This window comes from Lentibacillus sp. Marseille-P4043 (genome assembly GCF_900258515.1).
GTDB lineage: Bacteria > Bacillota > Bacilli > Bacillales > Amphibacillaceae > Lentibacillus_C.
In genome coordinates, this window is record NZ_LT984884.1 from 1,022,233 (window position 1) to 1,047,000 (window position 24,768).

The following is a 24,768-nucleotide window of genomic DNA, read 5'->3' on the forward strand; positions in this document are numbered from 1 at the left end:
TATCCCATATGTAGATATAATTCCCATGATGACTGGTTTAAAACATAAAAAAACCTGCCTTTTTAATAGGAAAGGCAGGTCAGAAAATATTATTTAAAAATTAACACGTCGCCGACTGAGCCATCTTTGCTTTCACCGATAACACGGAATTTCAATCCATATTCCGGAACATTACGGCCGGCATCGACTAATCCTTGGTTACTCCAATCCGCACTGTCATCAAATAGTGGTGTGCGTTTTGTGTAGTTATCTTTTAATGTTGAACCGAGTAAACCAGAGTAATCAATGAACATTTTGTTAGACTTATTAAATGTAAATGCCGCATCATGCAATTGATAACGGGTTGAGCCAATCGTTTTATCTTTCCAGCTTACAGCACGTTGGTCAGCGTCAACTACTCCAAGGAAGCCATCCCCAGGGTGATCACCAGTCCAGTTGTTATCAAAAGACTTATCAACATACCAGACAACTAAACCTGGGTCATATGACATTAAACTTGCACCGCGTCGAATATGTGCAAGACCTTCATCGACACCGTTGTGTGATCTCCATTCTAGTAGGTAGTAGTGCTCTGTTGTATATGTTCCATCTTGTTTTTCAAAGCCATCTAACGTAAATTTCGGATCAGCTTCAGCACCATCAGAGAACACTTCGTTGCCATCAGCTGTTACAGTAACATTGTCAGTAAAAAACCCATCCAAATTTGTTGCCCAATCAGTCATAGAGCGGAATTGCAGTTGGATTTCTTGGCCTGCATATGCACTCAAATCAATTGTTTCATGAATCCAGCCATCACTTGAACCAGTGTAACCTGGAAGATTTTCTTGGATTGCTGGGTAGCCGTTTGGATCTAGCTTATCGCTAGTTTTTGATGTTGCAAGCGACTGCCACGTTTCCCCTTCATCTGTTGAAACTTGTACCATGGCATAATCCCAATATTGTTCGATGTTATACCAAGCATCGAAATCAAGTGTTGCATTAGAAGCCCCTGTTAAATCAATTGTTGTCGCCATTTTATGGTCGGCCTCATCACCTTTACCGCCATAGTATTCAAAATCTCCATCTTTTGGTGTATTTACTACATTTACTTTGCCTGGTAAATCAATGCGAACTGCATCATTGTTTGTACCTTTTGTTACCCCTTCATCAAGCAGCACAGAAGTACCGTCACTTGTAATTTCATTGGCATGTAATGTTGTTCCGCTTAACCAATTGCCACCATGTAATGTTTGCAGCATTTCTCTAGCATACGGGCTCATTCCAGGAGGTTCTGTACCAGGGACATCACCAGCCCAGCTGCCACTAGCCATCAGTGACCAATACGCCACTGCTTCACCTTCACCGGTATATTGTGTGTCATATTCATCTGGAAGTCCTAAATCATGACCGTATTCATGGGCGAAAACCCCTGCAGCGCCATCTTCTGGTTCAATCGTGTAATCGTATGCAGCCAATTGTCCATCAAAACGATCACTGTCAGACTCCCCGCCAGGTACTGCAATTAGACCGCCAAGATTCCAGCGGTGTGACCAAATTGCGTCGCCGCCAAGTGAGCCGCCGCCAGCTTCTTCGCCGACACCGGCATGAATAACCATTAGGTGGTCAATAATGCCATCTGGTTCATCATATACGCCGTCACCATCATAATCGTCACGATCCCAAACATCATATTCACTCAAATCAACATTCTGATCTTCTCCTGCTTTTTCAAGTGCTTCAAATACTAATTCACGAGCACGTGCATCACTGCCATCAGGTGCTGGATCATTTCCACCATAATATGCAGCTGGATGATCTGCGGTATACCAGCCAGCAACAGTTCCATCTACCGTATAACTGCCACCTGATTGTTGTTCATAATATTGCTTCATTGATATAAGATTCTCACCGTTTGGCCCTTCATAACCATTTTCGCCAAAAATCATATCTTGAAAATGATCATGGGTGTAATCTTCATACCACATGTCTGTTTCATCTTTTGTAATCGAGCTTTTTTCATAGTCAGGAAAATCGATTGCAAGAACGAGAACGTTATCATGACGTACTTCGCCGTTATAGTTTTCTTCCTGAACCGAGTCAACTTTATTCTTCTTGGCATGTCCAAGTTTATTTCCTTTTCCATTTGTTAGCGCATTATTTTGTTTTTTATTGGATGATTTCATGTTTGCATCTAAACTTTTTGGCAAGCTATCTTTTGTTGCCTTAGCATTTTTGGTTTTTGCCTGTAAATATTTGCTTAATGCCGCCTCAGCTTCAGCAGGTGAAGCGTTTCTTGCAATTTTGCCATTTTCTTTTAGCATTTCTATTAATTTATCATCATTTGCAATACCTAAATCGACTGGTGAGCCGTGGGATGCGGCTGAAACCTTTGACGATAAATCTGGTGTTTCGGCTATTGGTGATGCCGATACGTTTATCGCTCCAAATCCTAATGAGAGTGCTAGGGTTGTGGAAAGAATAATTCCCTTTTTCTTTTTCATATAATTCCTCCTGTTATTTCGATTTTTACCGAAACTAGTTCTACTCCCCCTTTGACGTTTGAATAAATCTAATAGTCAAAATATAATATCCAGTATTTATCATATAACCGCGATAGAATATTGTAAATATTTAAAATAAAAATGGTATAATTAGCCTATTTGCTGCTATGTTATTAGGACTGTATTTTTACAAATTTTGGGACTAAAGAGAAGCAAATTACCTTAATAGGTTACAGTGGACAATCAAAGTAATAGGGGAGGATAGATTTTTGCCAGAAAATCATTTAGTTGAATAGCGTTTGTCAATCTGAAATAATAAAGGGAATTAACTAACTCGAAAAGGAGAAATAGAAATGAATGTATTGTTAATAGGTGCAAATGGGCAGATAGGTCAATATTTAGTTGATCTATTACATAATAGTGATGAGCATACGGTAAAAGCAATGGTACGGAAGGAAGAACAGGCAGAAGTTTTAAAAGATAAAGGTGTAGAGTCGATTGTAGCGGATCTGGAAGGGAATGTTGACGAGATTTCTGCTGCTGTCGATGGCTGTGATGCCGTGATTTTTACTGCAGGATCTGGTGGCAGCACTGGTTCAGACAAAACATTATTAGTTGATCTTGATGGGGCGGCAAAAGCGGTTGAGGCTGCTGAAAAGCAAGGAGTAAAACGATTTGTAATGGTCAGCGCACTCCAAGCTCACAATCGAGAAAACTGGAATGATAAGCTAAGACCTTATTATGTTGCTAAGCATTACGCAGATAATGTGATTGAAGCAAGTAATTTAACCTATACAATTATACGCCCTGGTGGGTTATTGAATGAGCCGGGTACAGGAAATGTATCTGTCGCTGAAAACCTAACGAGAGGATCCATTCCGCGTGAAGATGTAGCACGGACAGTTATGGCAGCATTAACCGAGGAAAAAACATTTAGACGGTCCTTTGATGTCACAGCAGGAGATCATGAGATTACCGAAGCACTAAGAAATCTGTAAACGCAAAAAACAAGAGGTTGTTAGGTAGGTCGTCTTCATCCCCTAATAACCTCTTTCTTATGCATGCCTTCATTTAACCAGTACTTTTAGGTTTTCTTTCCCTCTTTTTCTTTTCCTTCTTTCCTAACAAAGCTGTTTTTGCTTTTTCTCTAATCTTTTTATTGATTAGTACATATAGCGTATCACCGGATTCGATCACAGAATTTCCTGTTGGCGTGACAAGATTGTTATCCCGGACAATACCAATGATTAAGGTATCATCAGGTAACTCAAGATCGATCAACGATGTGTTAACAGATGGAGCCTGTACAGTGATTGCCACTTCCATAATTTCCGAATCGGTATTTCCAAGGTTGATTAACTCCATGCTAGGTGGGTCTTGGTTGTTTGTTCCGCCTGTTAGTCCCAGCTTGGAAGCAAGCCAGGATAATGTACTTCCCTGAACCAATGCTGAAATTAAGACAACGAAAAAGACGGCATTGAAGATTAGTTGACTGTTCTCAACACCTGCAACGATCGGATAGGTAGCCAAGACGATTGGAACGGCACCTTTTAGTCCTGACCATGAGATAAACAGTTGTTCTTTTACATTGTATTTCATGAATATCATACAAAGAAAGACAGCAATTGGGCGAGCTACAAACATTAAGATGATGGATAATAGAATACCTTGCCAGGTTACGTCTAATAACTGACCTGGGAATACCAATAATCCTAGTAGAATAAACATAACAATTTGCATCATCCACGAGAAGCCTTCATTAAATCGTGAAATGGTGAAACGGTACATTAAATCATTATTGCCGACAAATACTGCCATAACATATACTGCCAAGAGCCCGCTTCCACTCAAAAGATCTGTAATGACATATGTAAAAATAGCCATCCCCATTGCAAGAACTGGATATAACCCTGCTGCTTCTAGTTTAATATGGTTAATGATTAGAACAATAACTTTTCCAAGAATAAGTCCAAAGATCAACCCGAGTACCATTTGCACAAAGAAATTACCAATTGCAGTCCAAATCGAACTATCCGGTATTTGAATCATTTCAATAAAAGCAATTGTGAGGAAAACAGCCATTGGGTCGTTTGAACCGGATTCGGCTTCCAATGTAGAGGTTAGCTTCTTTTTAATATTTTTATTACCTAACACAGAAAAGACAGCTGCAGCATCAGTCGATCCAACAATTGCGCCAAATAGCATCCCTTCCAACAAGGAAAAGTCAAGAATATACATTGCAGCCAGTCCGGTGACCAAGGTGGTAATTAGCACACCTAATGTTGCTAAAGTACCGGCAGCACCAATGACAGGGCGGATGTGGTCCCATTTTGTATGCGCACCACCATCGAATAAAATAATAATTAAAGCGAGTATCCCAATCAATTGGGCAAATTCCGCGTTTTCAAAGAAGATAAATTGATTGAGAGCCATTCCTAAAAGTAAGAATAAAACAAGTGAAGGTAGTCCTAAACGTGAAGAGAATTTAGTAGCTAATACACCGATAATTAGCATAGCAGAAAATAAAAAAATCAATGTTTCAACGCTTAAATCCAAGTTATCCAATCCCTCCATGAGCTAAACATACATGATATAAGCTATACTATAATAATAACTAGAATTTTGCAGAAATACAAAGGATCTGTATTTTCAAGCAGAATCAGGGTGATATCTTTCTCCGACATCTTTTTTCAGTAGTTCCCAAATTTAGTGATGTATCGTCTTATAGTAATTTCGAGAATATTATTAATTTTACTCAGATCACTAATAGAAAGTCTTTTACAATGCCCTCTTGATTACCAAACCAGTTAAATAGGTGATTGGTAGCCTTTCACCCTAAATTAATTGCAAAAAGAAAATTTAAGTACTACAATCGAAATAAGCAAAAAGGAATTCGATAAAGGTGTTGAATTAGAGAAAAAAATAAGAAATTCAGATATTACCACCATGGATACACCTATTACCAGTACTTCTTATAAAACTATGCAAACAACTATTTACAGACTATCAAGTGGAACATACCGAGTTAGAAATTCGCTTAAATGGAAATAACTATATATTTTATTGGTAATCCTAATTCTCTATATCGCTTTGTGCTTTCTACTACAGAAGCATAGTCTGCTCCTTCTACACCCTCAACTTGAACGCCGCAAATACCACCAGACCCATACTTTTTTACGAATTCTTTATACTCCGTGGGAAATTTAATCTCCAATTCTTGTTCAGCTCTTCCCATTGAAGGGAAGCACCAATGAATTTATTTAGTCCCAATTATCAATTGCTTCTTGAAATGTATCAATAAGATAATCATCAAAATTTTCATATCTAAATGACTCCTGTTTTTGCACCTGATCCCAATCCAAAATATTTTCCTTGTTTCCTGTTTCACTGCACATTACAAATTCACCTAGATCTTCAATTACAATCAAGTCATCTCTTAGACCCAATTCTCTATACCTTTTTGTAGTTTCGATAACCGAGGTTCCTTCATTGCCTTCTATACCCAAAATGTAAACGCCACATACCCCCCCGGAACCATAGCCACTAACAAAATTCTTATACTGAAAGGGAAAAGTGACACCAAGTTCGGTTTCAACTGATTCAATACGCTTTTGATCTACAGAACCGAAGAAATCTCCTTTTTCTTTATACATATTAATCATTTTTTGTATTATTTCATCCATAATTTCACCTTCTTATAAGTTTTTTGCACGCCATCTCCAGTATTTCCTCATAAAATTAGCATACTGTTTCTTTAGTTCGGGATTATTTCTAAAACTATATCCGTTTTTAATTAGTCCGTGAAGGATATTTGTATATTCGTCATGTGTTGTCGCAATAATTTCTACCATATCACCGGCCTCTTTTTGAATTAGGTGGTGCAATTCTATTTGAGATTCTACACCATCCTTATTTAGAATAAAAGGAGGTCTACCTTTCGCTGCAAGTTCTCTATTAGAAAGTCCCCTAGCACTTGGATCACCAGGTTTATAATCCCAATCTATGTCATTTTTTTGATAGACCCTCCTTGAGATATCCATGCTTTTACCATTAACCTTAACAGTACCTTCTAACTCAACTGCTTTATAATTATCACTCAGCCAGTCGGGTTTTATTTCTTTTCCAACTAATTTTGGTGAGTTGCCTCTCCCAATATCCTTTGAGTTAATCTCCGCCTTCAAAATCAACTGATCCTTCAAAAAGTCCCCATCCACCACATTATAAGGTACCCTAGCTCCACCAGCCAGCTGATACTGCGGTGCATAAGGTAAAAACCGCGACAAATCTACACTTTTAGCAGCATCACCAGCCGCTGCAACTTTTTTGGCACCTGCTTTGGTTGTTGCCACGCCTGCCTTTGTAACAGTCCCAGCGCCTTTTGTACCAAAGACGGTTGTGGCAGCGGTACCCAGTGCATACGTGACCCAATGCGCACGGCTTTCAGCATCACCATTGGCCATATCGCGTTCATATGACTCTGCTATTGCATTACTAATATATTTGCCAGTGTCGATGGGGTGAAGAACCATATTACCCATTGATTTCGCTGTATTAATCGGATGCATGACGGTGTTTCCGATGCCAACTAATGTGTCTTTTCCTACATCGTAAACACCAATCGCCGCACCTTTCCCTGTGTTGACTACCCCATTTCCGAATTCAACAATACCTTCTGTTATCTTGGTCCATAAACTATCCTCTATCTCTTCCTTTGTAACAGGCTCTCCATATACTTCCTTTAAAATGGTAGGAAGGGAAGGTAGTTTTAGTGCGGTCAATGCATCAAAAGTAGTGATGGAATAATCGGAGGCAAACGTTTGTGACATCTCATTTATGTATTGATCGAGTAGCTCCTGATCCTCCCCGACTTGACTTAAAGCTTTTGTCTGTTCGTGATCCAGGTCATACAGCTGTTCCACATCATTCTTCACTTTCCTTTTTCCCTTTTGTACCATGGAGTTAAATTCTTCCGTGTCTAGCTTGGGTAATGAGACGAGATCAGCAACACTGGCCATGATCCCATTTGCTTCATCAACTAATCCTTCCGTTACCTTTCTCGCTTTATCCAATCCATGTTGAACGTCATTGTCCAGAAATTGCTCTCGTACAAATCCTTCTTCAACCGGCTCATAAGAATATACAGCTTGTTGCAATTTTTCTAATGCTTGTCTGTATTGGGTTAAGGATTGGTACAAGTAGATCAAAAAGGGTCCATGAATGCCTTCATAAAAGGAACGGATTGCTTCGCCTGTCTTACCTTTTAAATGGCTTTCTAAATAGATAATACTTCGAACGCCTTTTTGCATTTCGGTTACTTTACTTTGAACATGTTTGATTTCCTGCAGTGTTGCATTGATCCCTTCATGTAAACTTGCGGAATCTAAGGTCTTCATTCCATTCCCCCTTATTTGGGTTATTTAAATGTCATGTAATTAGCCAAAATTGAGTCTGTTTCGATTAAGGACTCAACAGAACTTTCCGTTGTTCTTAAATGCTGAAGGATTAGCAACTGATAGGACTTGATCAGAGATGCATAACCGCGATTTAATTGATTTAGCTGGTCCAAAAGATTGAGTTGATTTTCTCCTTCGATCTCATTTGGAAAGGAAGATTCAAAGTTTAGTGTAGCCCCTTCCAGTGTTGAAATAGCTTGTTTGATGGGGTTTTGTCCAATTTTAATTTCTGTTTCCATTTACGTAACCCCTCCTTTACTTCACACGAAGACTATTGTCATTATATAAATAATAATTCCAAATTCAGATAATAACAATGAATCTATTGGCTTGGTACGAAAGTTGTGTTTATGAATACAAACTTTACTTAATCATAAGTTACCCAAGTTCTTTCAAGATCAAAATAATATTTGCAAAAACAATGGTAGATTGATATGTTAATAGAAAATTTCCATTTTTGAGGGGTGATTATGATCGAATCACATGAAGGAAAAGTATTATCATTGCGAAATTTAACAATGCGTTACACGGGAAAACAAGTGCTAACTGGGATTGACCTTGATGTGTACCGAGGGCAAATCATTGGTTATATTGGCCCGAATGGCGCTGGGAAGAGCACGACATTGAAAATCATGCTCGGTTTAGTTGATGGATATGGTGGAGAAGTAGAGATTTTCGGGCAGGATATTGCAAGGAGTGATCATACATATAAACGAAAAATTGGCTATGTGGCGGAGAACGCAGAGATTTACGATAATCTCACGGCAAGTGAATATCTGACTTTTATCGGAGAATTATACGGGATGGATCGTGATCTTGCTGAGGAAAAAGCGAGAAAGCTAATGCAGGAATTCGACATGGCAGATGTCTTTCATTCACGTATTTCTTCTTTTTCTAAAGGAATGAGACAAAAGGTACTGATCATTTCAAGTTTATTGCATGACCCCGATCTGATTTTTCTTGATGAGCCATTGAGTGGACTCGATGCGAATAGTGTGATGATTATTAAAGATATTCTGGAACAGCTTGCAGCAAAAGGCAAAACGATTTTTTACTCTTCGCATATTATGGATGTTGTGGAGAAGATCAGTAACCGGATTGTCTTGCTTATCGATGGAAAAATTGCTGCCGATGGTACATTTGAAGAACTACGGGAACAAAGCAAACAGGGATCATTGGAAGGAATCTTTAACCAACTGACTGGATTTGATGAACATCAACAAACAGCGGAACAATTTGTTGATATTGTTATGGATGGTGAAAGAAATGAATGACTTCCGCTCACTGAAATTTTTGGACCTCTTTCAATCGGTATTTCGATCAATGAATATTGATTATACTGCGATGCGGAAAATTCTTCAATTGAAGCTGACGATGGATCAGCGACGTGTACCAACTATTTTTGCAAATAACACTAATAATACATCGAACAAGAAAGAAAGTAATCAGTTTCTCAAGTCGTTAGGTATATACGCTCTGTATGGATTGATTATTATTCCGTTTCTGTTTTTCGGGGAAAACTATATGTATCAAACGAGCATCATGTTTGGCATAACGATGTTTATTTTAATGACATCGATGATTTCTGACTTTTCCTCTGTCTTACTTGATGTTCGTGACAAAACGATTCTACATACAAAACCGTTGAACACTAGGACGGTCAACGCAGCTAAAATTATCCATATCACAATTTATATGACAATGCTAACAGGCGCGTTTATTGCTGTGCCTTCGATTGTTATGCTGGGCTTTAAAGGCATTGCTTATTTCTTATTATATAGCGGAAATCATTTTATTGGTTTTATTTATTATGGCACTTACTGCTTTGGTCTATATTTTTGTACTGCGGTTTTTCAGCGGTGAACGGTTAAAGGATATCATTAATTATGTGCAAATCCTGTTATCAGTTGGTATTGTTGTCGGATATCAAATTGTAATACGGGCATTTGATTTTGTGGATTTCAATTTTATCTATGATTTTAGTTGGTGGCATGCGTTTATCCCACCTATTTGGTTCGGTGCTCCATTCGAGCTGTTTTTGAACCAAAATCATTCATCCGTTATTATCACCTTGTCTTTGCTAACGTTGATTGTACCGGTCATTTCGATCTATATTTACTATCGGCTCATGCCAACCTTTGAACGAAACCTGCAAAAGTTGATGGAAGATACAGCTAAAACAAAAAAAGCCCGGTGGAGTTTCGGAAATTTTTGGGGGCGATTGATTTGTTCCAGTAAGGAGGAACGATTATTTTTCCGGTTTTCCCAGGTGATGATGGGACGGGAAAGGGAATTTAAATTAAAGGTATATCCATCGTTAGGGATGGCGTTGGTGTTTCCGTTCATTTTTGTCTTTAATTCATTAAATACAGGTACATCATTTGCGGAACTCGCGGATACCAAGGTCTACCTTAATATATATTTTTGTAACATTATCATTGGCATTGTTGTACATATGCTAAAGTTTTCCGGAAAATACAAGGGTGCGTGGATTTTCCAGGTCACACCGATTCAAAATACGGAGCGATTTTATAGTGCAACACTTAAAGCATTTCTCGTAAAATTATATTTGCCAATTTATTTGCTTCTGTGTGTGGTGTTCATTGCGATTTTCTCATTCCGGATCTTGCCTGATTTAGCAATTGTTTTTGTGACTGCGGTATTAAACACACTGATTGCTTATAAAGTAATTAATAATGAGGATTATCCATTTACACAACCATTTGAATCGGCGCAAGAAGGGGGGAATTCGATCAAATATTTCTTATTGATGTTCTTTGTTGCGTTGTTTGCGGGACTACACTTTCTGGCAACTATGATTAACTTTGGGATTTATTTATACTTGGCTATCTTGTTATTGGTAACGTTTGTGGCTTGGAAAAAGGTCTTTTCGCCAAAGATTATGCTGATCTAGATGGTTGTGCAACTGGATCACTTTCAGCCTGTTGAAAATAGGATGAGTGAAAAAGTGAATAAATATGCCCCTTTTCCAAAGAATAAGATGCAAATTCAATGGAAGGGGGCATGCTTTTTTATGGTCAACAAGGAAAAAGAATTCAATAATCAATTTAAAGAAAATACAAATCATGGCGAACACCGAAATGGCCGCAAAAGTCAGTTTAAAAATCATAATAGTCAGGGTGGAGAACCGAACGAATTTATTAGTAATAAAGAGGATGATTAAATTAAAAAGAGGTGTGGACACGTTGGAGCACGACTTCCGGGTTCACGCCTTTTTTGTATTTACCATATTAGATTGTTTTCACATAATTATAATGGGTTATCTAAATATCAGGATGCTGTGAAAGATTGGAATCTGAATTATTAGTTGCGGAAAAGCGAATTGATAGGGATTCTGAGTTAATGGAACACGATCAAGTTATAGAAAGGATGCGAAGAAAGGTAAGTGCCACAAAATATGTCCCGTTATAATCTTTTTGTTAAGGAAAATTTTCATTCATTTAATTTCTGAAAATGGAGATGCTATGGGAGACAACAAAGATTCATAGGTAAATCCATAACAGGAAGGACGATGACGAGTGAAAAAAGTATTATTTGCAGTACTGCTAACCGGCTTTTTAATAGGAATTGGATTACATGCTCCAGGCGAAACAGCAGCTTCTGACCATGTTCATGTGATGAAGGACAAACAGGACCAAAATAAAAAGCATGAATACGGCTTCTATAATAGTGAAGCATTGATTAAAATGCGGGCAGAGGAATTAGGAATTGAAACAAAGAATAAGGATATGGAAACGTTAGCCAAAGAGGTTTATGAAGCATCCATAAAAAAGGCCGCAGATGAGATGGGAATTAAAACAGAAGGTAAGGATACGGAAAAGCTGGCTAAAGAGGTACACCATGAAAAGGTGAAACAAAAGGCGAAAGAATTGGGGATCAAAACAGAAGGAAAAGAACCTGATGAACTGGCCAAGGAGGTTTATGAAGCTAGGTTAAAGCAGAAGGCAGAGGAATTAGGGATCTCTACAAAAGGAAAAGATGTAGAATCACTCAAACATAGTATTTTTAAGCATTATATTAACAAAGAAGCAGATAAATTAGGCATTGAAACAGAAGGAAAAGACGACTATGCCTTGGCAAAGGAAATTCAGGAGACGAAAATTATGCAGGCGGCAGAGAAGTTAGGAATTGGTACAGAGGGTAAAAATCCACAGCAAATTCTGAACGAGATTGTTAATGATCATGCGGAAGAGGCAAAGCGACTTAACGTATTTCCGTTTGAAGGGATGAAGGGAAATTTCCATAAAGGCCTTCATCATTAGAATTTTGACGACGGATGGTAAAAAAGCCCTGTGAATAAGTTCTCTCTACGGCAAATATCCATACGAAAAGCAGGCATCCTATTTTTTAGAATGCCTGTTTTATTTCCTGAATTAATGTCTTTTGCTAAGCCATAACACGCCTGATTTGGCAATGCGAGGAACGAGCCCGGTAAATGGCTGTTGGAACATATTGCCGAACCCATCTGATTTACCAAGTGATCCGAGTGTTCCTTTTAATTTTATTTCTTTCGGTTTCTTTGGTTCCTTGTCATGTAACACAGCTAGCAGAATATCAGCGATTTGTTCTCCTTGCTGCATGGCTAGTTGACCACTTGGAGAATGAACAGAAGATGCACAGTCACCTACTACATAAACATTGGTGCTTTCTGGTACTTGAAAAAAGTCATTGACGATAATCTTATCTTGCTGATCTTTTTCAAATGGTAAATTTCTTGCTAAATAATGCGGACGAACCCCAGCCGTCCAGATAGTAACATCATTTACAAAACAAACACCATTATTACAGACTCCATCTTTCTCAACATACTCGACATTCGCATCATGCAAGACTTCCACATTGTTTTCAATAAACCATGATTCAACATATTCTTGGATCTTTGAATCAAATGCCTTTAGCACTGTTGCTCCACGATCAAGTAAACGTATATTTAAATCCGGTCTGCTTTCTCTTATTTCAGCAGCCACTTCGATACCACTTAAACCAGCACCAACAATAGCAACCTTCCCATATGGTTTCAGATTCCCAACCGACATTCCCGTGTGACGTGCCTTGGCAAATGTTTGGACACTATCGGTATATTTCTCTGCCCCTTCAATACCATGATAATTGTCCTCACAGCCAAGCGCAACGACCATATAATCGTAAGGAATCAGGTCACTTTTCCCTTTCAGTGTGATTTGCTGGTTGTCTGTATCGACCTCGGTAATTTCACCGTAAACATAGCGGACCCTTTCATCATCCGGAAATGCCACCCGTACATCCTTATCTGCAGAAGTTCCGGCAGCTATTGAGTAAAATTCCGTCTTCAGTGATTGGTATGGATTCCTGTCAATAACCGTGATTTCCACATCCTCTGGGAGATGATGATCCAGTAGTCCTGCAACTACTTTAACACCTCCATAGCCACCACCTAATATGACCAATCTCTTCATAAACACTTACCCCATCTCTCTCAATTGTTATATATGTATGAACATCTCCCTAAAGAATATCAAAAGATACACAGAATGACTAGTGGGACATGGGGACAGGTTAGGTGTCCCGCCCGCAAAGCCATACCACGCGCCAAAATCACCTGGGACACCTAACCTGTCCCCATGTCCCACCTCCCTATGTTATTTAAGCGTCTTTTGGGGAAACATAATATTGACTATAACCAAAGGAGCTGATGAGTGGGATGTCGCGTGCAGGGAAGGTGCCACATGAAAAAACAATCGACAATACAATGAGAGTATTGGCTGAAGGATATATGTACATACCAAACAGGTGCCGACGTTTCCAATCAAATATTTTTAAAACGCGGTTACTTGGTCAAAAAGTAATTTGTATGAGTGGAGAAGAAGCGGCCCGGCAATTTTACGATACCGAAAAATTCCAGCGAAAAGGGTCTGCGCCTAAACGGGTACAAGAAACTTTATTTGGTAAAAACGGTGTACAAACGATGGACGGAGCAGCACACAAACATCGGAAACAGCTGTTTATGTCACTTATGACGCCGGAGCGGTTGAAATGGCTTAGGGAACTTACTGAAAAACATTGGGAGGAAGCCGTAAAAAAATGGACGAAAGCAAAAGAATTAGTGCTGTTCGATGAGGCACGGGAGATCATGGTTCGTATCTCATGTGAGTGGGCTGGGGTGCCACTAAAGGAAAAGGAAGTAAAACAGCGAGCTAATGATTTAGGAGACATGATCGATGCATTTGGTGCAGTTGGACCGAGGCATTGGGCTGGAAGATCAGCACGAAATCGATCGGAAACATGGATTCGCAACATAATTGAAAAGGTTCGAGCAGGAAAACTTGATGCACCAGAGGATTCGGCACTGTATGCGATGGCATGGTATCGTGATTTAAATGGAAAACGTTTAGATGCCCAAATGGCTACAGTGGAATTGCTAAATATTGTTCGGCCGATAGTTGCTATTGCTAGGTACGTCATGTTTGGTGCGTTGGCGTTACATGAGCATCCTGAGACTCGGGGAAAATTACAGACGGGCGAGGATGATTATAGTCAACACTTTGTTCAGGAGATCCGTCGTTTTTATCCATTCGGTCCGTTTCTCGGTGCAAGGGTAAAAAGGGACTTCATTTGGCAGGATTGCCGGTTTACGAAGGGGACATTGGTATTACTTGATGTTTATGGAGCAAGTCACAGTCCGCAGCTTTGGCAAAATCCGAACGAATTCCGACCGGAGCGTTTTAAGCATTGGAAGGGGAGTCCATTTGATTTTATTCCTCAAGGTGGCGGCGATTATTATAAAGGACATCGGTGCGCCGGCGAGTGGGTAACCATAGAAGTGATGAAAACAAGCTTGGAATTTTTAACGCAAAAGATTGATTATAAAGTGCCTAAACAGGATTTGAGTATTAGTAAGGTTAGAATGCCAACACTTCCTAAGAGTCGATTTGTGATTAGCAATGTGGAGGTGAAAAAATAAATAATCCTGTTAATAGACCTCGCATTTATATGTGGGTCTTTCTGCTATTGGCAAGCTTGGTAAAAAGGCTCATCAATTTTGCAAATATAGTTGGTTTCTACGTATAATAAATAGAGGGAATTTACTAAATACTCACTTAATAACGAATTGGAGGTGTTAATAATGACACTTGATGAACTAACAGCAATCCAGCTATTGTGCAAGCAAATTAAAGAAAATCTCAATGTAAGCAAAGTTTTCCTCTTTGGCTCTAAGGCAAGGGGAGATGACGAAACATATTCAGATATTGATCTACTAGTATTAACCAAAAAGAAAAAACAAATGAGGACAGATGGGAATTATCCAATTTTACTTCAGATATAAACATTGATTACGGTGTAACTTTGAATTGTCTCTATTTTAACGAAAATGATTGGAAAAATGATTCGAATGTTAATCCAATACTTAAGGCTAACGTGGAGAAGGATGGGATCGAAATTGTCCTTTAATGAAAAAGCTGTAAATGCAATGTTGAGAAAGTCCAAAATCGTCTTGCCTGACTGCAAAGGGTGTGAATATGAATTTTAAATATGCTCGAACACCAAAATGGAAACGCGCAAGTGCTACTTCCATTATTATTGCGATTATAAATTTGTTGCTGCTTCTGCTCAATGCTTATATGAACGGCGGATTAAGTGCACTTGTAATTATTGTTAATGCCTCGCTGGCAGGTGTAGGTGTCATAATGGGTATTTATTATCTTAATATGCCGCACAAAGATTATATTCGTACCGATAAACAACTCATTTCCATTCATAGAGGCCCAGTAATACCAAGAAAGGAGATTAAATTCCGTGACATTCAAAGGGTGATCGTGATTCGTCCAATCATTGAACTACACATGAAGAATCAAAAAGCCCATCAGTTTAACTTAGATTGGCTAACAACAGATGACTTAAATGAAATCAAGAAAATCCTCAAAAAAAAGACAGCTGAAGTTTCAGATCGGTGGGACATGGGGACAGGTCCCTTGTCCCGGAGAAGAATGTGATAGGGTCAAGGGTTACAGCCGTGAAACAACTGGGACAACAAACCTGTCCCCATGTCCCGTACGGTTTTTTGAATTAGTTGTAAAGTAAACTTGACGTAAAGGAACCTATACATTAAGATGGTATTAGGAAGGTGAACGGGTTGAAAAATAATATGATGGAATATAGAAGGAAATTTGATTATTCACAGGAAAGTTTAGCACAGCAACTAGGGGTATCTAGACAAACAATTATTTCCATTGAAAAAGGAAAGTACAATCCTTCACTACCTTTAGCGATGATCATTGCGGAGTTATTTCAAACGAATGTAGAGAGTATTTTCTTTTTAGAAGATAAGGATTACAAAAAGTGAGGGGGCTTTCGTTTTGAGTAAGGATTATTCACCAAAAGCTTTTATCGTGGTTGGCTGTCTGTTTCTTTGCATGACTATTTTTATGTTCGTTGTAGGATTCATGGCAAATTCAGCACCGCCAGCACAGACATATAACCTGATTGCCTTAACCATCATGTCTTTTTCGATGAGTTACCTTTATCCGCAATTCAAGCAAAATGATGAACGCATGAAGCTGATCAGATATAAGGGGCTGACTTATTCATTTTTCGCGCTTGTCGTATATTATATTGTGCTATCCGGTATTATTCAGTTTAATATTGTATCTTTATCCGCGATGGAAGTGCTTAATATTCTGGCAGCACTCATGATTAGTACTGTATTTATTTCCATGGTCATTTTGGCAAAGCGAAATTGATTTTGCGGAGGTGTTTCTTGTGTCGCAATTATTTTTTCCAGTCTGTATAGTTATCGGGATACTATTTTTTTATTTTCTTTTGCGCAATGATTATGACGAAAATAAAAGCTTAACGAAGAAGGGCTTCGTTAAGCTACTTTTGGGAATGGGGATTATTTTTGTAGCGGTTTTCATTTTTGTTTCTTTTACAGGGTAGGAGTTGCTGGACAAACAAGGAAAGTCGCCGGACGAATGCGGAAAGTCGCCGGACAAATGGGAAAAGTCGCCGGACGAATGCGGAAAGTCGCCGGACGAACGTGGAAAGTCGCCGGACGAATGCGGAAAGTCGCCGAACGAATGCGGAAAGTCGCCGGACAAATGGGAAAAGTCGCCGGACGAATGCGGAAAGTCGCCGGACGAATGCGGAAAGTCGCCGAACGAACGTGGAAAGTCGCCGGAGAAACAAGAGAAGCCGGCGATCGTGCTTCAATCAGGTCGTCCTCCACTATAATTTTCAAAAATATAAACCGGGTGGGAAATCGCATTAGGTGAAATGCGATTTTCTGCCCGGTTGCCGCTGGTAGAGAAAAAATTATTTAAATACTATTTTTTCTCTTCTGCAATAAAAGCATCCTTTATTCCTGCGTCAATCACTTTACGCAAACGGGCCTCCGCATTTTTTCTATCCGCAAAGGCTCCTGACTGAACCCGATACCATTGCTCGCCAGAAATTTTAATGGAATCTACAAAGGCTTCAATACCTTTACTACTTAGAAAATCTACCCGTTCTTTTGCATTATCTTTTGCCTTGAAAGAGCCGGCGATCACTCGATAAATCGTTCCGGAGTCATTTTTTTTTCGCTGAAGATTAAATGCCTTCGCAAGTCCATTTACGTGTCCTCGTGCTACTTGTTTTCGCCATGAGGATTTTTTCATTAAAGCTGCGTCATGGCTATTATCAATAAATCCATTTTCGGTTAATAGGGCTGGCATTGACGATTCGCGTAGCACATGGAAGTTCGCCTTTTTCTGACCACGATTGTTCAATTCATTTAATTTGTTCACTTCAGCATGTAGGATATCTTGATATTTTGCGGTTTTAGATGAACTTGATAAACTGCTGTGAATGTAATCTTCATAACCTTGGGCAGAGCCATTAAAGGAATTACAATGAATGGATAAGAAATAGTCGGCACCCCAAGCATTTGCCTCGTTTGTTCGTTGTGCTAGACTTTTACTTTTATCATCCATACGGCTCATTTTTACGTCAACATTTTGATATTCACTCGTTAAAATAGTACGTATGTCAAGCGCGATGTCAAGCGTGATATTTTTCTCATTTAATCCATTTCCCTGTGCACCCGGATCTGATCCACCATGTCCAGGGTCTAAATATAGTTTCATCAAATGTATCCTCCATTCTCTTAAAAATTTATTGCATTAATAGTGTATGGTTCGTCATAAAAATCAATTGGACAAACGTCTTTTCACCAATAAAATTCCATCCCTGCCACCGCCTTTTTCGATATTTAATAGACAAATGGACCGTATCCTATCATTACAATCGAATTGAAATAGGATTTGGTGGCATGAAAACAGTTTGAGCGGCTTTTATAAATGTGCTAGTATAATAGCTTGTTGATAATCAAATTATTAAAAAAGGGGTCTATCATGTCCAAACAGCAATCCATTCCATTTACGATAGATAAAACAGATAACTTTTTTGACCGTCTCGGAGATTATATTGGGGACGTGTTTTATGATATTTTACCGGAACAAGGGTATGAATTACGTGACGAACAAATTTATATGGCTTTTCAATTAGAACAGGCCTTTAAAAATAAACGTACAATCTTTGCGGAGGCAGGTGTAGGAACGGGGAAGACATTTGTTTATCTGCTATACGCTATTTGTTATGCGCGGTACAAGGGGAAACCCGCCATTATTTCATGTGCAGATGAGACGTTAATTGAGCAACTTGTGAAAAAGAGCGGTGATATCGAAAAGCTAGAGGAGGCTTTGGGTCTTGATGTTGATGTCAGATTGGCAAAGGCCAGGGAAAACTATGTCTGCATTAGAAAACTGGACTCGATCGTTAATCAGACAGATGATGAGGATATTTTGCGGGTACATGATGAGATTCCAGATTTTGTGCTTGATACAAGCGCCACGATGAAAACATTTGAGCGCTATGGTGACCGGAAAGAGTATCCATGGGTATCAGATGAAACATGGGATAAAATTGCCTGGGACCCGTTGCAGCAATGTTCAACTTGTGAGTGGCGTCATCGCAGTGGACAAACATTAAACAGGGATTATTACCGGCATGCGACAGACATCATTATTTGTTCACATGATTTTTATATGGAACATGTCTGGACAAAGGAATCACGCAAACGAGAAGGTCAATTGCCGTTGCTGCCGGATGCAAGCTGTGTTGTTTTTGATGAAGGGCATTTGCTGGAATTTGCTGCACAAAAAGGCTTAACATATCGGTTTAATTTTGAAGCATTGTCGAGTGTACTGACAGGTTATATGGGGCAAGATGTGCGCGAGGAGTCACTTCGTTTAGTGGAAGATATTTTAACTGTAAATGATGAATGGTTTAAATTGCTTGTAGATGGAGCGATGGTGGTAGAGGGATCGAACCGCTTGGAAATTAATCTTACAAAGGCAATGCACGAAATGGCGCAGAACTTATATGAAAAGGTGCAGCAATTACTGGAGCAATTAGTCTTTGATGCAGAGCTCTTTACGATGGATGACTACCACACGAAAATCATCGAGGAGTATTTAGAGTATTTTTCATATGGTTTGTCTATTTTACTTAAGAACGATGAAGGTATTTATTGGTTGGAGGAGAGCGGAGGGACGACGACCTTCGTGATTATGCCACGTTTAGTAGAAGATGTTTTGCGAAAAGAGGTATTCTCACAAAATATCCCGTTTGTCTTTTCATCGGCTACATTATCACAGGATGGAGATTTTTCTTATTTAGCGGATAGTTTGGGGATTGAGGAGTTTGACTTTTTTTCAGTTGCCTCCCCATTTGATTATGAAGGACAAATGAAAATAAATGGCCATATTGAAAGGGAAAAACAAGCCAAGTGGAAGTCCATCGGTGAGCAATTGACACAAAATGAAGGCAAATCATTGGTGCTGTTTGCATCACTACATGAGATGAACCAGTTTCGACGATGGGCGAAGAAGCAAGCATGGCCTTTTAAATTGCTTTACGAAGGGGATCGGGAAATTAGTGAGACGGTAAAGGGATTTCAAATAGATGAAACGGCTGTGCTATGTGCGTACCATCTGTGGGAAGGATTAGATGTACCTGGAGATGCGTTAACACAAGTGATCATTGCCTCACTTCCTTTTCCACCAAAAGATCCTGTCTTTCAAGCAAAACGGAAACGCTCAACACATCCAGAAATAGAAGTTGATGCACCATACATGTTGCTTCGCTTACGTCAAGGAGTTGGACGTTTAATTCGAACAAGTGAAGATGCTGGGAGGATTCATATTTGGATGACAGCATATGAAAAAATGTTGTACCAAAGTAGATTAGCGAACGTTTTACCAGTTGAAATAGAATGGTAATATTTTATAAGAGGTAACGATGGAGAATTCGTTACCTCTTATCCTCTATTAATGTCAAAAAATGATTCAGTATTTTTGCCGTTAATCCCCAAATAACCTTGCCGTCATAGCTGTAAAAAAGTTCATCCATTTGCCGCGTCTGCCAGTTATAATTTTCCCCGCCAATAATCAAATCAAAAGGAAAATTTTCTTCAGGAATAACTTGAAAATTAACTTTATATTTTTGGGGTCTTGTTTGAAGGAGATAGGACAGTGGTACAGTAAAAACTTCTCCCACTTCAGATTCATTAGGTGTGATTTGTTCAGGGGTTGTGATCCTCCCCATGAATGGATAAATGATTCTACCAAAATCCGATACCATATAATCGAGTGGAATAATGTCCGTTATATCCGTTTCGTTAATCCCCAATTCCTCGGTTGTCTCCCGAATGGCACAATGTTGAGGGTTCTTGTCCTCTTTATCAATCTTTCCGCCTGGAAAACATATATCTCCCGGTTGGCTTCGTAAATTCATGGACCTAACTTCAAATAAAATGTGTGTTTCATCATTCTTTTCAATAAGAGGGAGCAGGACTGCATGTTTACGAAATTGCTCATAGCCAAGAATGGATGGTTGTCGATTTTTCAATTTTGACGTGATAGTAACTAGATTCATTTTTTTACCTCCAAATTGAAAATTAAGGCCCCTTTAGCATCGGTTGTTGCTTTTTGCGCCGCAGCCCAAATATCCTATAGCAACAGTCTTTAAGAAAATAGTCTTTGTAAAAGGCTCTTTTCGTAATGATTGTTGTTATTTAATTTCTTAGTTGATAGAAAATGCGTTGTAGTGAAAATTCTCTCTATCATGACACCTTCCCTCCGTTCTAATGATAGTTGAGTGCTTGAATTCCGCTCTGGCAGAATACTTCGCTGGTAGTAGTGTTTTGATTATAGAAAGGAGAAAACCATGGAATCAATGTTTCACGGAGTTCCCCAATTCTGATTAGAAAGCTATTATAAGCTGCGGAAAAATGCGAGACTCCTTGAAAATACAGACCATTTTCTGCGTGCGATGTTACGCTGCCGAAGCATTCCCTGTCCTATGGGAAAAGGAACAGTCTGAAGACCCCGCAGGACAAGGAAGACTTCAGCGGTATACATCGCACGCAGAAAAAGTGGTTTCCTTTTTCAAGTAAGTGGTTCTCTTCCGAGGAGGCTGAAGCGTTCCCCATGGAAAGCGAGTATTTTTCCGCAGCGTCGGATTAGCACCCATCCTATACAGGACGAGAGGAAGTCATATTAAAGTTACGTCGCATTCTATATCCATAGTGTAAATAACAACAAGTGCCTTCGATGGGGCGAGTGATCGCAGGCCCAGTCTTTTGGAAAACAGCCTTTGTCAAACACTCAAAATTAGTGATGAATCTATTATACAAAAATATGAAAAGATAACCCAATAGAATGATATGAATAGGACTGCTACAATATGACAAATGTCATGTCTGCTCCCTGACGTTTATGACTATTATCGCTCATGGTTGATCTTTAAAATAAAATGAAGAACAAGTCTCGAAATAATTTGGGGGTAAACGATGAGTAAACAAAAACAAGTTCAATTAAGAAAAAATGTCGCACCCTATGAAAAGTCAGATATGAAAATAAGTATTATGCAGATTATCAATACGATATTGCCGTTTTTCTTACTTTGGTACCTAGCATATCAAAGTTTGTCTGTTTCTGTTTGGCTAACGCTTGCACTTTCTATTGTTGCATCCGGGTTTGTTATCCGAATTTTTATTATCTTCCATGATTGCGCACACCAATCTTTTTTTAAAAATAAAAAGGCGAATCGGATTCTTGGTACAATTACTGGAATCATTACCCTGTTTGCCTATGAAAAATGGAAACGCAGTCATGCGATCCATCATGCAACAAGCAGTAACTTAGATAAACGTGGAACTGGAGATGTCTGGGTCATGACGGTTGATGAATACGTGTCTGCCACGTTTTGGGGTAGACTAGCTTACCGTCTATACCGTAATCCAATTATACTATTTGGCCTTGGTCCGCTTTACCTTTTCTTGTTATCTAATCGTTTTAACCGAAAAGGGGCTAGACGGAAGGAACGACTGAACACGTATTTGATTAACTTCGCGATTGTTGTTATCTATGCTCTCTTGATTTGGGCAATTGGCTGGCAAGCATTTCTGATAATTCAACTGCCAATTCTGTTTATTTCAGGATCGCTCGGCATCTGGTTGTTTTATGTACAACACCAATTTGAGGATTCCTACTTTGAAAATGAGGATGAATGGGATTATGTAAAAGCCGCGGTCGATGGGAGTTCCTATTACAAGCTTCCGAAAGTAATGCAATGGATGACCGGCAGTATTGGGTTTCATCATGTACACCATTTAAGTCCGAGAGTACCTAATTATAACTTGGAAAAGGCCCATGAATCTACACCACCACTACAACAAGCAACGACCATAACCTTTGCTTCCAGTTTAAAATCGATACGGTTTCGGTTGTATGACGAAGCAACAAGGTCATTTGTCAGTTTTAAAGAGGTTAAAGATCTACTGCGAAAAGGAAGACCTAGCGTACAAATGAACACGAGAAGTACAAGTGTGCAAGAAAAATAACTCGAGATGATGTGCGAACCCTTCCATTGGTGTATGGGAGGGTTATCTTTTTTGCTATACTTAAAGAATAAGAAAGGGGAGGAAGATCTATGCAGAAATGGTATCATATTATCCCGAAGAATACGGGGCTTAGTATCTATGCGTGGATTATTTTTTGTATTCTGCCTTTCTATTTTATTTTTAAGTCATCAACAACATGGGGAATCATTTTTGGCATTTTGATGATTGCCCTTTTTTTCACTGCATATCGCCTGTCGTTTCTTTCGGAGGGATGGACTGCCTATTTGTCGGTAAGTATTGAAATGGCCATCAGTATGGTTATGACGATCTTTCTAGGCTATGTTTATTTTTCCTTATTTCTGGCATTCTATATCGGTAATATTCAACGAAAAGCTGGTTTTATCACGCTCTATGTTGTTCATCTTGTCACAACAATTGCTGCAGTTGGTATTGGTTTTTTTACACAAAACGATACATTTATCTTGCAACTGCCATTTATCGTAATTAGTGTAATTGGTGTAGTTCTCTTACCAATCACTATCTATAATCGAAACAAGCGTGAAAAATTGGAAAATCAATTAAAAGATGCGAATAAAAAGCTTTCCCAACTAGTGGTTTTGGAGGAACGTCAGCGAATTGCGCGTGATCTGCATGATACATTGGGGCAAAAACTGTCACTCATTGGGTTGAAAAGTGATTTAGCCGGCAAATTAATTAATAAAAACCCTACCTCAGCTAAGAGTGAAATTGACGATGTCCATCAAACGGCAAGGACAGCACTGAAAGAAGTGCGTGAAATGGTATCGAATATGAAGGGTGCAAACTTGGAAGACGAAATGGTTCGAATCAAGGAGATTTTAAAAGCCGCGCAAATCAAATTTCATACGGAAGGTAATCCAGATCTCAGCAAAGCCACGCCATTGGTTGAAAATGTGCTAAGCATGTGTTTGAAAGAGGCGATTACAAATGTTGTCAAACACAGTCAAGCTACCTATTGTGTTGTTACAATTAAGCAATCACCTAATGAACTGCTAATTATTGTGCAAGATGATGGGGTTGGTATCCCAGAAAAAGTAGATTCGTTCCATGAAAATGGACTCAAGGGGATGAAAGAGCGTTTGGATTTTGTAAATGGGAGTTTGGATATTGCGTCAGAAAATGGAACGACGTTGACGATACGAGTGCCAAATGTGATTCAACAAACGTAAACGGGGGGATTGTCGTGATTCGAATTGTTATTGCTGAAGATCAACGAATGCTGTTAGGAGCACTTGGATCATTGCTTGATTTGGAAGAGGATATGGAGATTATTGGTAAAGCGCGGAATGGGGAAGAAGCATTGACTTTGGTGAAGCGGCACAAGCCAGAAATTTGCATAATGGATATTGAAATGCCATTGAAAAGTGGCCTTGAAGCCGCAGAGGAATTGAAAGATGATCCTTGTAAAGTGATTATTTTAACTACCTTTGCCCGATCAGGATATTTCGAACGTGCACGCAAGGCCGAGATTAATGGCTATTTATTAAAGGATAGCCCGAGCGAGGAATTAGCAAACTCAATCCGAATTATTATGGACGGAAGACGGGTATACGCCCCGGAATTAGTTGATTTGGCATACAATAATGAAAATCCATTGACTGAGCGGGAAGAACAGGTGATTAAACTAATTGCAGATGGTAAAACAACAAAAGAAATCGCAAAACAGTTATATCTTACTAATGGTACTGTCCGTAATTATGTTTCCGTTATCCTCGACAAGCTGGAAGTGAGCAATCGAATTGAAGCTATTTCTCGTTTTAAGGAACAGGGCTGGTTGAAGTAATTGCCTGTTTTCGCATTGTTTGTTGCTCTCTGCCTCGCAATCAAGTAAACATTACAGGAGTCTGAAAGGGAA

General features: G+C 39.1%; 26 protein-coding genes. 17 read left to right on the forward strand and 9 right to left on the reverse strand.

Going from position 1 to position 24,768, the window contains the following annotated elements; all coding sequences use genetic code 11:
- Positions 1–89 precede the first annotated feature (89 nt).
- The gene (locus C8270_RS05310; RefSeq protein WP_106495832.1) at positions 90–2,480 is read right to left on the reverse strand and encodes an immune inhibitor A domain-containing protein; all 2,391 of its coding nucleotides are present in this window, start codon (positions 2,478–2,480) and stop codon (positions 90–92) included.
- 353 nt (positions 2,481–2,833) lie between these two features.
- On the opposite strand from C8270_RS05310, the gene C8270_RS05315 reads away from it, so the two are divergent.
- Positions 2,834–3,478 carry an SDR family oxidoreductase gene (locus tag C8270_RS05315; RefSeq protein WP_106495833.1) on the forward strand — a complete coding sequence of 215 codons (645 nt, stop codon included), beginning with the start codon at positions 2,834–2,836 and terminating at the stop codon, positions 3,476–3,478.
- A gap of 73 nt (positions 3,479–3,551) precedes the next feature.
- On the opposite strand, the gene C8270_RS05320 is transcribed toward C8270_RS05315, so the two are convergent.
- The 5 genes from C8270_RS05320 to C8270_RS05345 all read right to left on the reverse strand — a co-directional run bounded on the left by C8270_RS05320 (position 3,552) and on the right by C8270_RS05345 (position 8,172).
- The gene (locus tag C8270_RS05320; protein ID WP_442785822.1) at positions 3,552–4,994 is read right to left on the reverse strand and encodes a potassium/proton antiporter; all 1,443 of its coding nucleotides are present in this window, start codon (positions 4,992–4,994) and stop codon (positions 3,552–3,554) included.
- 523 nt (positions 4,995–5,517) lie between these two features.
- Complete coding sequence (locus C8270_RS05330) at positions 5,518–5,715, reverse strand: SMI1/KNR4 family protein (RefSeq protein ID WP_106495836.1); 198 nt, start codon at positions 5,713–5,715, stop codon at positions 5,518–5,520.
- A gap of 25 nt (positions 5,716–5,740) precedes the next feature.
- Positions 5,741–6,163 (reverse strand): SMI1/KNR4 family protein, encoded by a 423-nt coding sequence (locus tag C8270_RS05335; protein ID WP_106495837.1) that lies wholly within the window; start codon positions 6,161–6,163, stop codon positions 5,741–5,743.
- 12 nt (positions 6,164–6,175) lie between these two features.
- Positions 6,176–7,873, reverse strand: coding sequence for a T7SS effector LXG polymorphic toxin (locus C8270_RS05340; protein WP_106495838.1), 1,698 nt, complete (start codon positions 7,871–7,873; stop codon positions 6,176–6,178).
- Between the two features lie 20 nt (positions 7,874–7,893).
- Positions 7,894–8,172, reverse strand: coding sequence for a DUF5344 family protein (locus C8270_RS05345; RefSeq protein ID WP_106495839.1), 279 nt, complete (start codon positions 8,170–8,172; stop codon positions 7,894–7,896).
- Between the two features lie 231 nt (positions 8,173–8,403).
- Here C8270_RS05345 and C8270_RS05350 point away from each other — a divergent pair, with 231 nt between their 5' ends.
- The 6 genes from C8270_RS05350 to C8270_RS05365 all read left to right on the forward strand — a co-directional run bounded on the left by C8270_RS05350 (position 8,404) and on the right by C8270_RS05365 (position 12,216).
- Positions 8,404–9,207: an ABC transporter ATP-binding protein gene (locus C8270_RS05350; protein ID WP_106495840.1), complete on the forward strand. Its 804-nt coding sequence runs from the start codon at positions 8,404–8,406 to the stop codon at positions 9,205–9,207.
- A 49-nt stretch (positions 9,208–9,256) separates the two neighbouring features.
- The gene (locus tag C8270_RS20390) at positions 9,257–9,796 is read left to right on the forward strand and encodes a hypothetical protein (RefSeq protein ID WP_234028485.1); all 540 of its coding nucleotides are present in this window, start codon (positions 9,257–9,259) and stop codon (positions 9,794–9,796) included.
- Positions 9,759–10,847 carry a hypothetical protein gene (locus C8270_RS05355; protein ID WP_234028486.1) on the forward strand — a complete coding sequence of 363 codons (1,089 nt, stop codon included), beginning with the start codon at positions 9,759–9,761 and terminating at the stop codon, positions 10,845–10,847. Before C8270_RS20390 ends, C8270_RS05355 begins: the two co-directional genes overlap by 38 nt.
- Positions 10,848–11,117, forward strand: coding sequence for a hypothetical protein (locus C8270_RS05360; RefSeq protein ID WP_106495841.1), 270 nt, complete (start codon positions 10,848–10,850; stop codon positions 11,115–11,117).
- Between the two features lie 125 nt (positions 11,118–11,242).
- Positions 11,243–11,365: a hypothetical protein gene (locus tag C8270_RS20615; protein WP_267894829.1), complete on the forward strand. Its 123-nt coding sequence runs from the start codon at positions 11,243–11,245 to the stop codon at positions 11,363–11,365.
- Between the two features lie 107 nt (positions 11,366–11,472).
- The gene (locus C8270_RS05365; RefSeq protein ID WP_106495842.1) at positions 11,473–12,216 is read left to right on the forward strand and encodes a hypothetical protein; all 744 of its coding nucleotides are present in this window, start codon (positions 11,473–11,475) and stop codon (positions 12,214–12,216) included.
- 111 nt (positions 12,217–12,327) lie between these two features.
- Here C8270_RS05365 and C8270_RS05370 read toward each other — a convergent pair whose 3' ends face one another.
- Positions 12,328–13,389, reverse strand: a complete 1,062-nt coding sequence (locus tag C8270_RS05370; protein ID WP_106495843.1) for an NAD(P)/FAD-dependent oxidoreductase — start codon at positions 13,387–13,389, stop codon at positions 12,328–12,330.
- A 245-nt stretch (positions 13,390–13,634) separates the two neighbouring features.
- On the opposite strand from C8270_RS05370, the gene C8270_RS05375 reads away from it, so the two are divergent.
- From C8270_RS05375 to C8270_RS05400, 6 genes are all read left to right on the forward strand, one after another.
- A complete protein-coding gene (locus tag C8270_RS05375; RefSeq protein WP_106495844.1) occupies positions 13,635–14,894 on the forward strand; it encodes a cytochrome P450 in 1,260 nt (419 codons plus the stop codon).
- 162 nt (positions 14,895–15,056) lie between these two features.
- Positions 15,057–15,257, forward strand: coding sequence for a nucleotidyltransferase domain-containing protein (locus tag C8270_RS20395; RefSeq protein ID WP_234028487.1), 201 nt, complete (start codon positions 15,057–15,059; stop codon positions 15,255–15,257).
- A 193-nt stretch (positions 15,258–15,450) separates the two neighbouring features.
- Positions 15,451–15,924, forward strand: coding sequence for a hypothetical protein (locus tag C8270_RS05385; RefSeq protein ID WP_106495845.1), 474 nt, complete (start codon positions 15,451–15,453; stop codon positions 15,922–15,924).
- A gap of 140 nt (positions 15,925–16,064) precedes the next feature.
- Positions 16,065–16,274 carry a helix-turn-helix transcriptional regulator gene (locus tag C8270_RS05390; RefSeq protein ID WP_106495846.1) on the forward strand — a complete coding sequence of 70 codons (210 nt, stop codon included), beginning with the start codon at positions 16,065–16,067 and terminating at the stop codon, positions 16,272–16,274.
- A 70-nt stretch (positions 16,275–16,344) separates the two neighbouring features.
- On the forward strand, positions 16,345–16,671 hold the full coding sequence (locus tag C8270_RS05395) for a permease (RefSeq protein ID WP_106498454.1): 327 nt from the start codon (positions 16,345–16,347) through the stop codon (positions 16,669–16,671).
- Positions 16,672–16,870: 199 nt separating this feature from the next.
- The gene (locus C8270_RS05400) at positions 16,871–17,161 is read left to right on the forward strand and encodes a hypothetical protein (RefSeq protein ID WP_158701599.1); all 291 of its coding nucleotides are present in this window, start codon (positions 16,871–16,873) and stop codon (positions 17,159–17,161) included.
- A gap of 92 nt (positions 17,162–17,253) precedes the next feature.
- Here C8270_RS05400 and C8270_RS05405 read toward each other — a convergent pair whose 3' ends face one another.
- On the reverse strand, positions 17,254–18,057 hold the full coding sequence (locus tag C8270_RS05405; RefSeq protein ID WP_199794645.1) for an N-acetylmuramoyl-L-alanine amidase: 804 nt from the start codon (positions 18,055–18,057) through the stop codon (positions 17,254–17,256).
- A gap of 264 nt (positions 18,058–18,321) precedes the next feature.
- On the opposite strand from C8270_RS05405, the gene C8270_RS05410 reads away from it, so the two are divergent.
- A complete protein-coding gene (locus C8270_RS05410; RefSeq protein WP_106495849.1) occupies positions 18,322–20,250 on the forward strand; it encodes an ATP-dependent DNA helicase in 1,929 nt (642 codons plus the stop codon).
- Positions 20,251–20,281: 31 nt separating this feature from the next.
- On the opposite strand, the gene C8270_RS05415 is transcribed toward C8270_RS05410, so the two are convergent.
- A complete protein-coding gene (locus tag C8270_RS05415; RefSeq protein WP_106495850.1) occupies positions 20,282–20,905 on the reverse strand; it encodes an NUDIX hydrolase in 624 nt (207 codons plus the stop codon).
- A gap of 916 nt (positions 20,906–21,821) precedes the next feature.
- On the opposite strand from C8270_RS05415, the gene C8270_RS05420 reads away from it, so the two are divergent.
- The 3 genes from C8270_RS05420 to C8270_RS05430 all read left to right on the forward strand — a co-directional run bounded on the left by C8270_RS05420 (position 21,822) and on the right by C8270_RS05430 (position 24,696).
- Positions 21,822–22,874 (forward strand): fatty acid desaturase, encoded by a 1,053-nt coding sequence (locus C8270_RS05420; RefSeq protein WP_106495851.1) that lies wholly within the window; start codon positions 21,822–21,824, stop codon positions 22,872–22,874.
- Between the two features lie 89 nt (positions 22,875–22,963).
- The gene (locus C8270_RS05425; RefSeq protein ID WP_106495852.1) at positions 22,964–24,082 is read left to right on the forward strand and encodes a sensor histidine kinase; all 1,119 of its coding nucleotides are present in this window, start codon (positions 22,964–22,966) and stop codon (positions 24,080–24,082) included.
- Positions 24,083–24,096: 14 nt separating this feature from the next.
- On the forward strand, positions 24,097–24,696 hold the full coding sequence (locus C8270_RS05430; protein ID WP_106495853.1) for a response regulator transcription factor: 600 nt from the start codon (positions 24,097–24,099) through the stop codon (positions 24,694–24,696).
- Positions 24,697–24,768 lie beyond the last annotated feature (72 nt).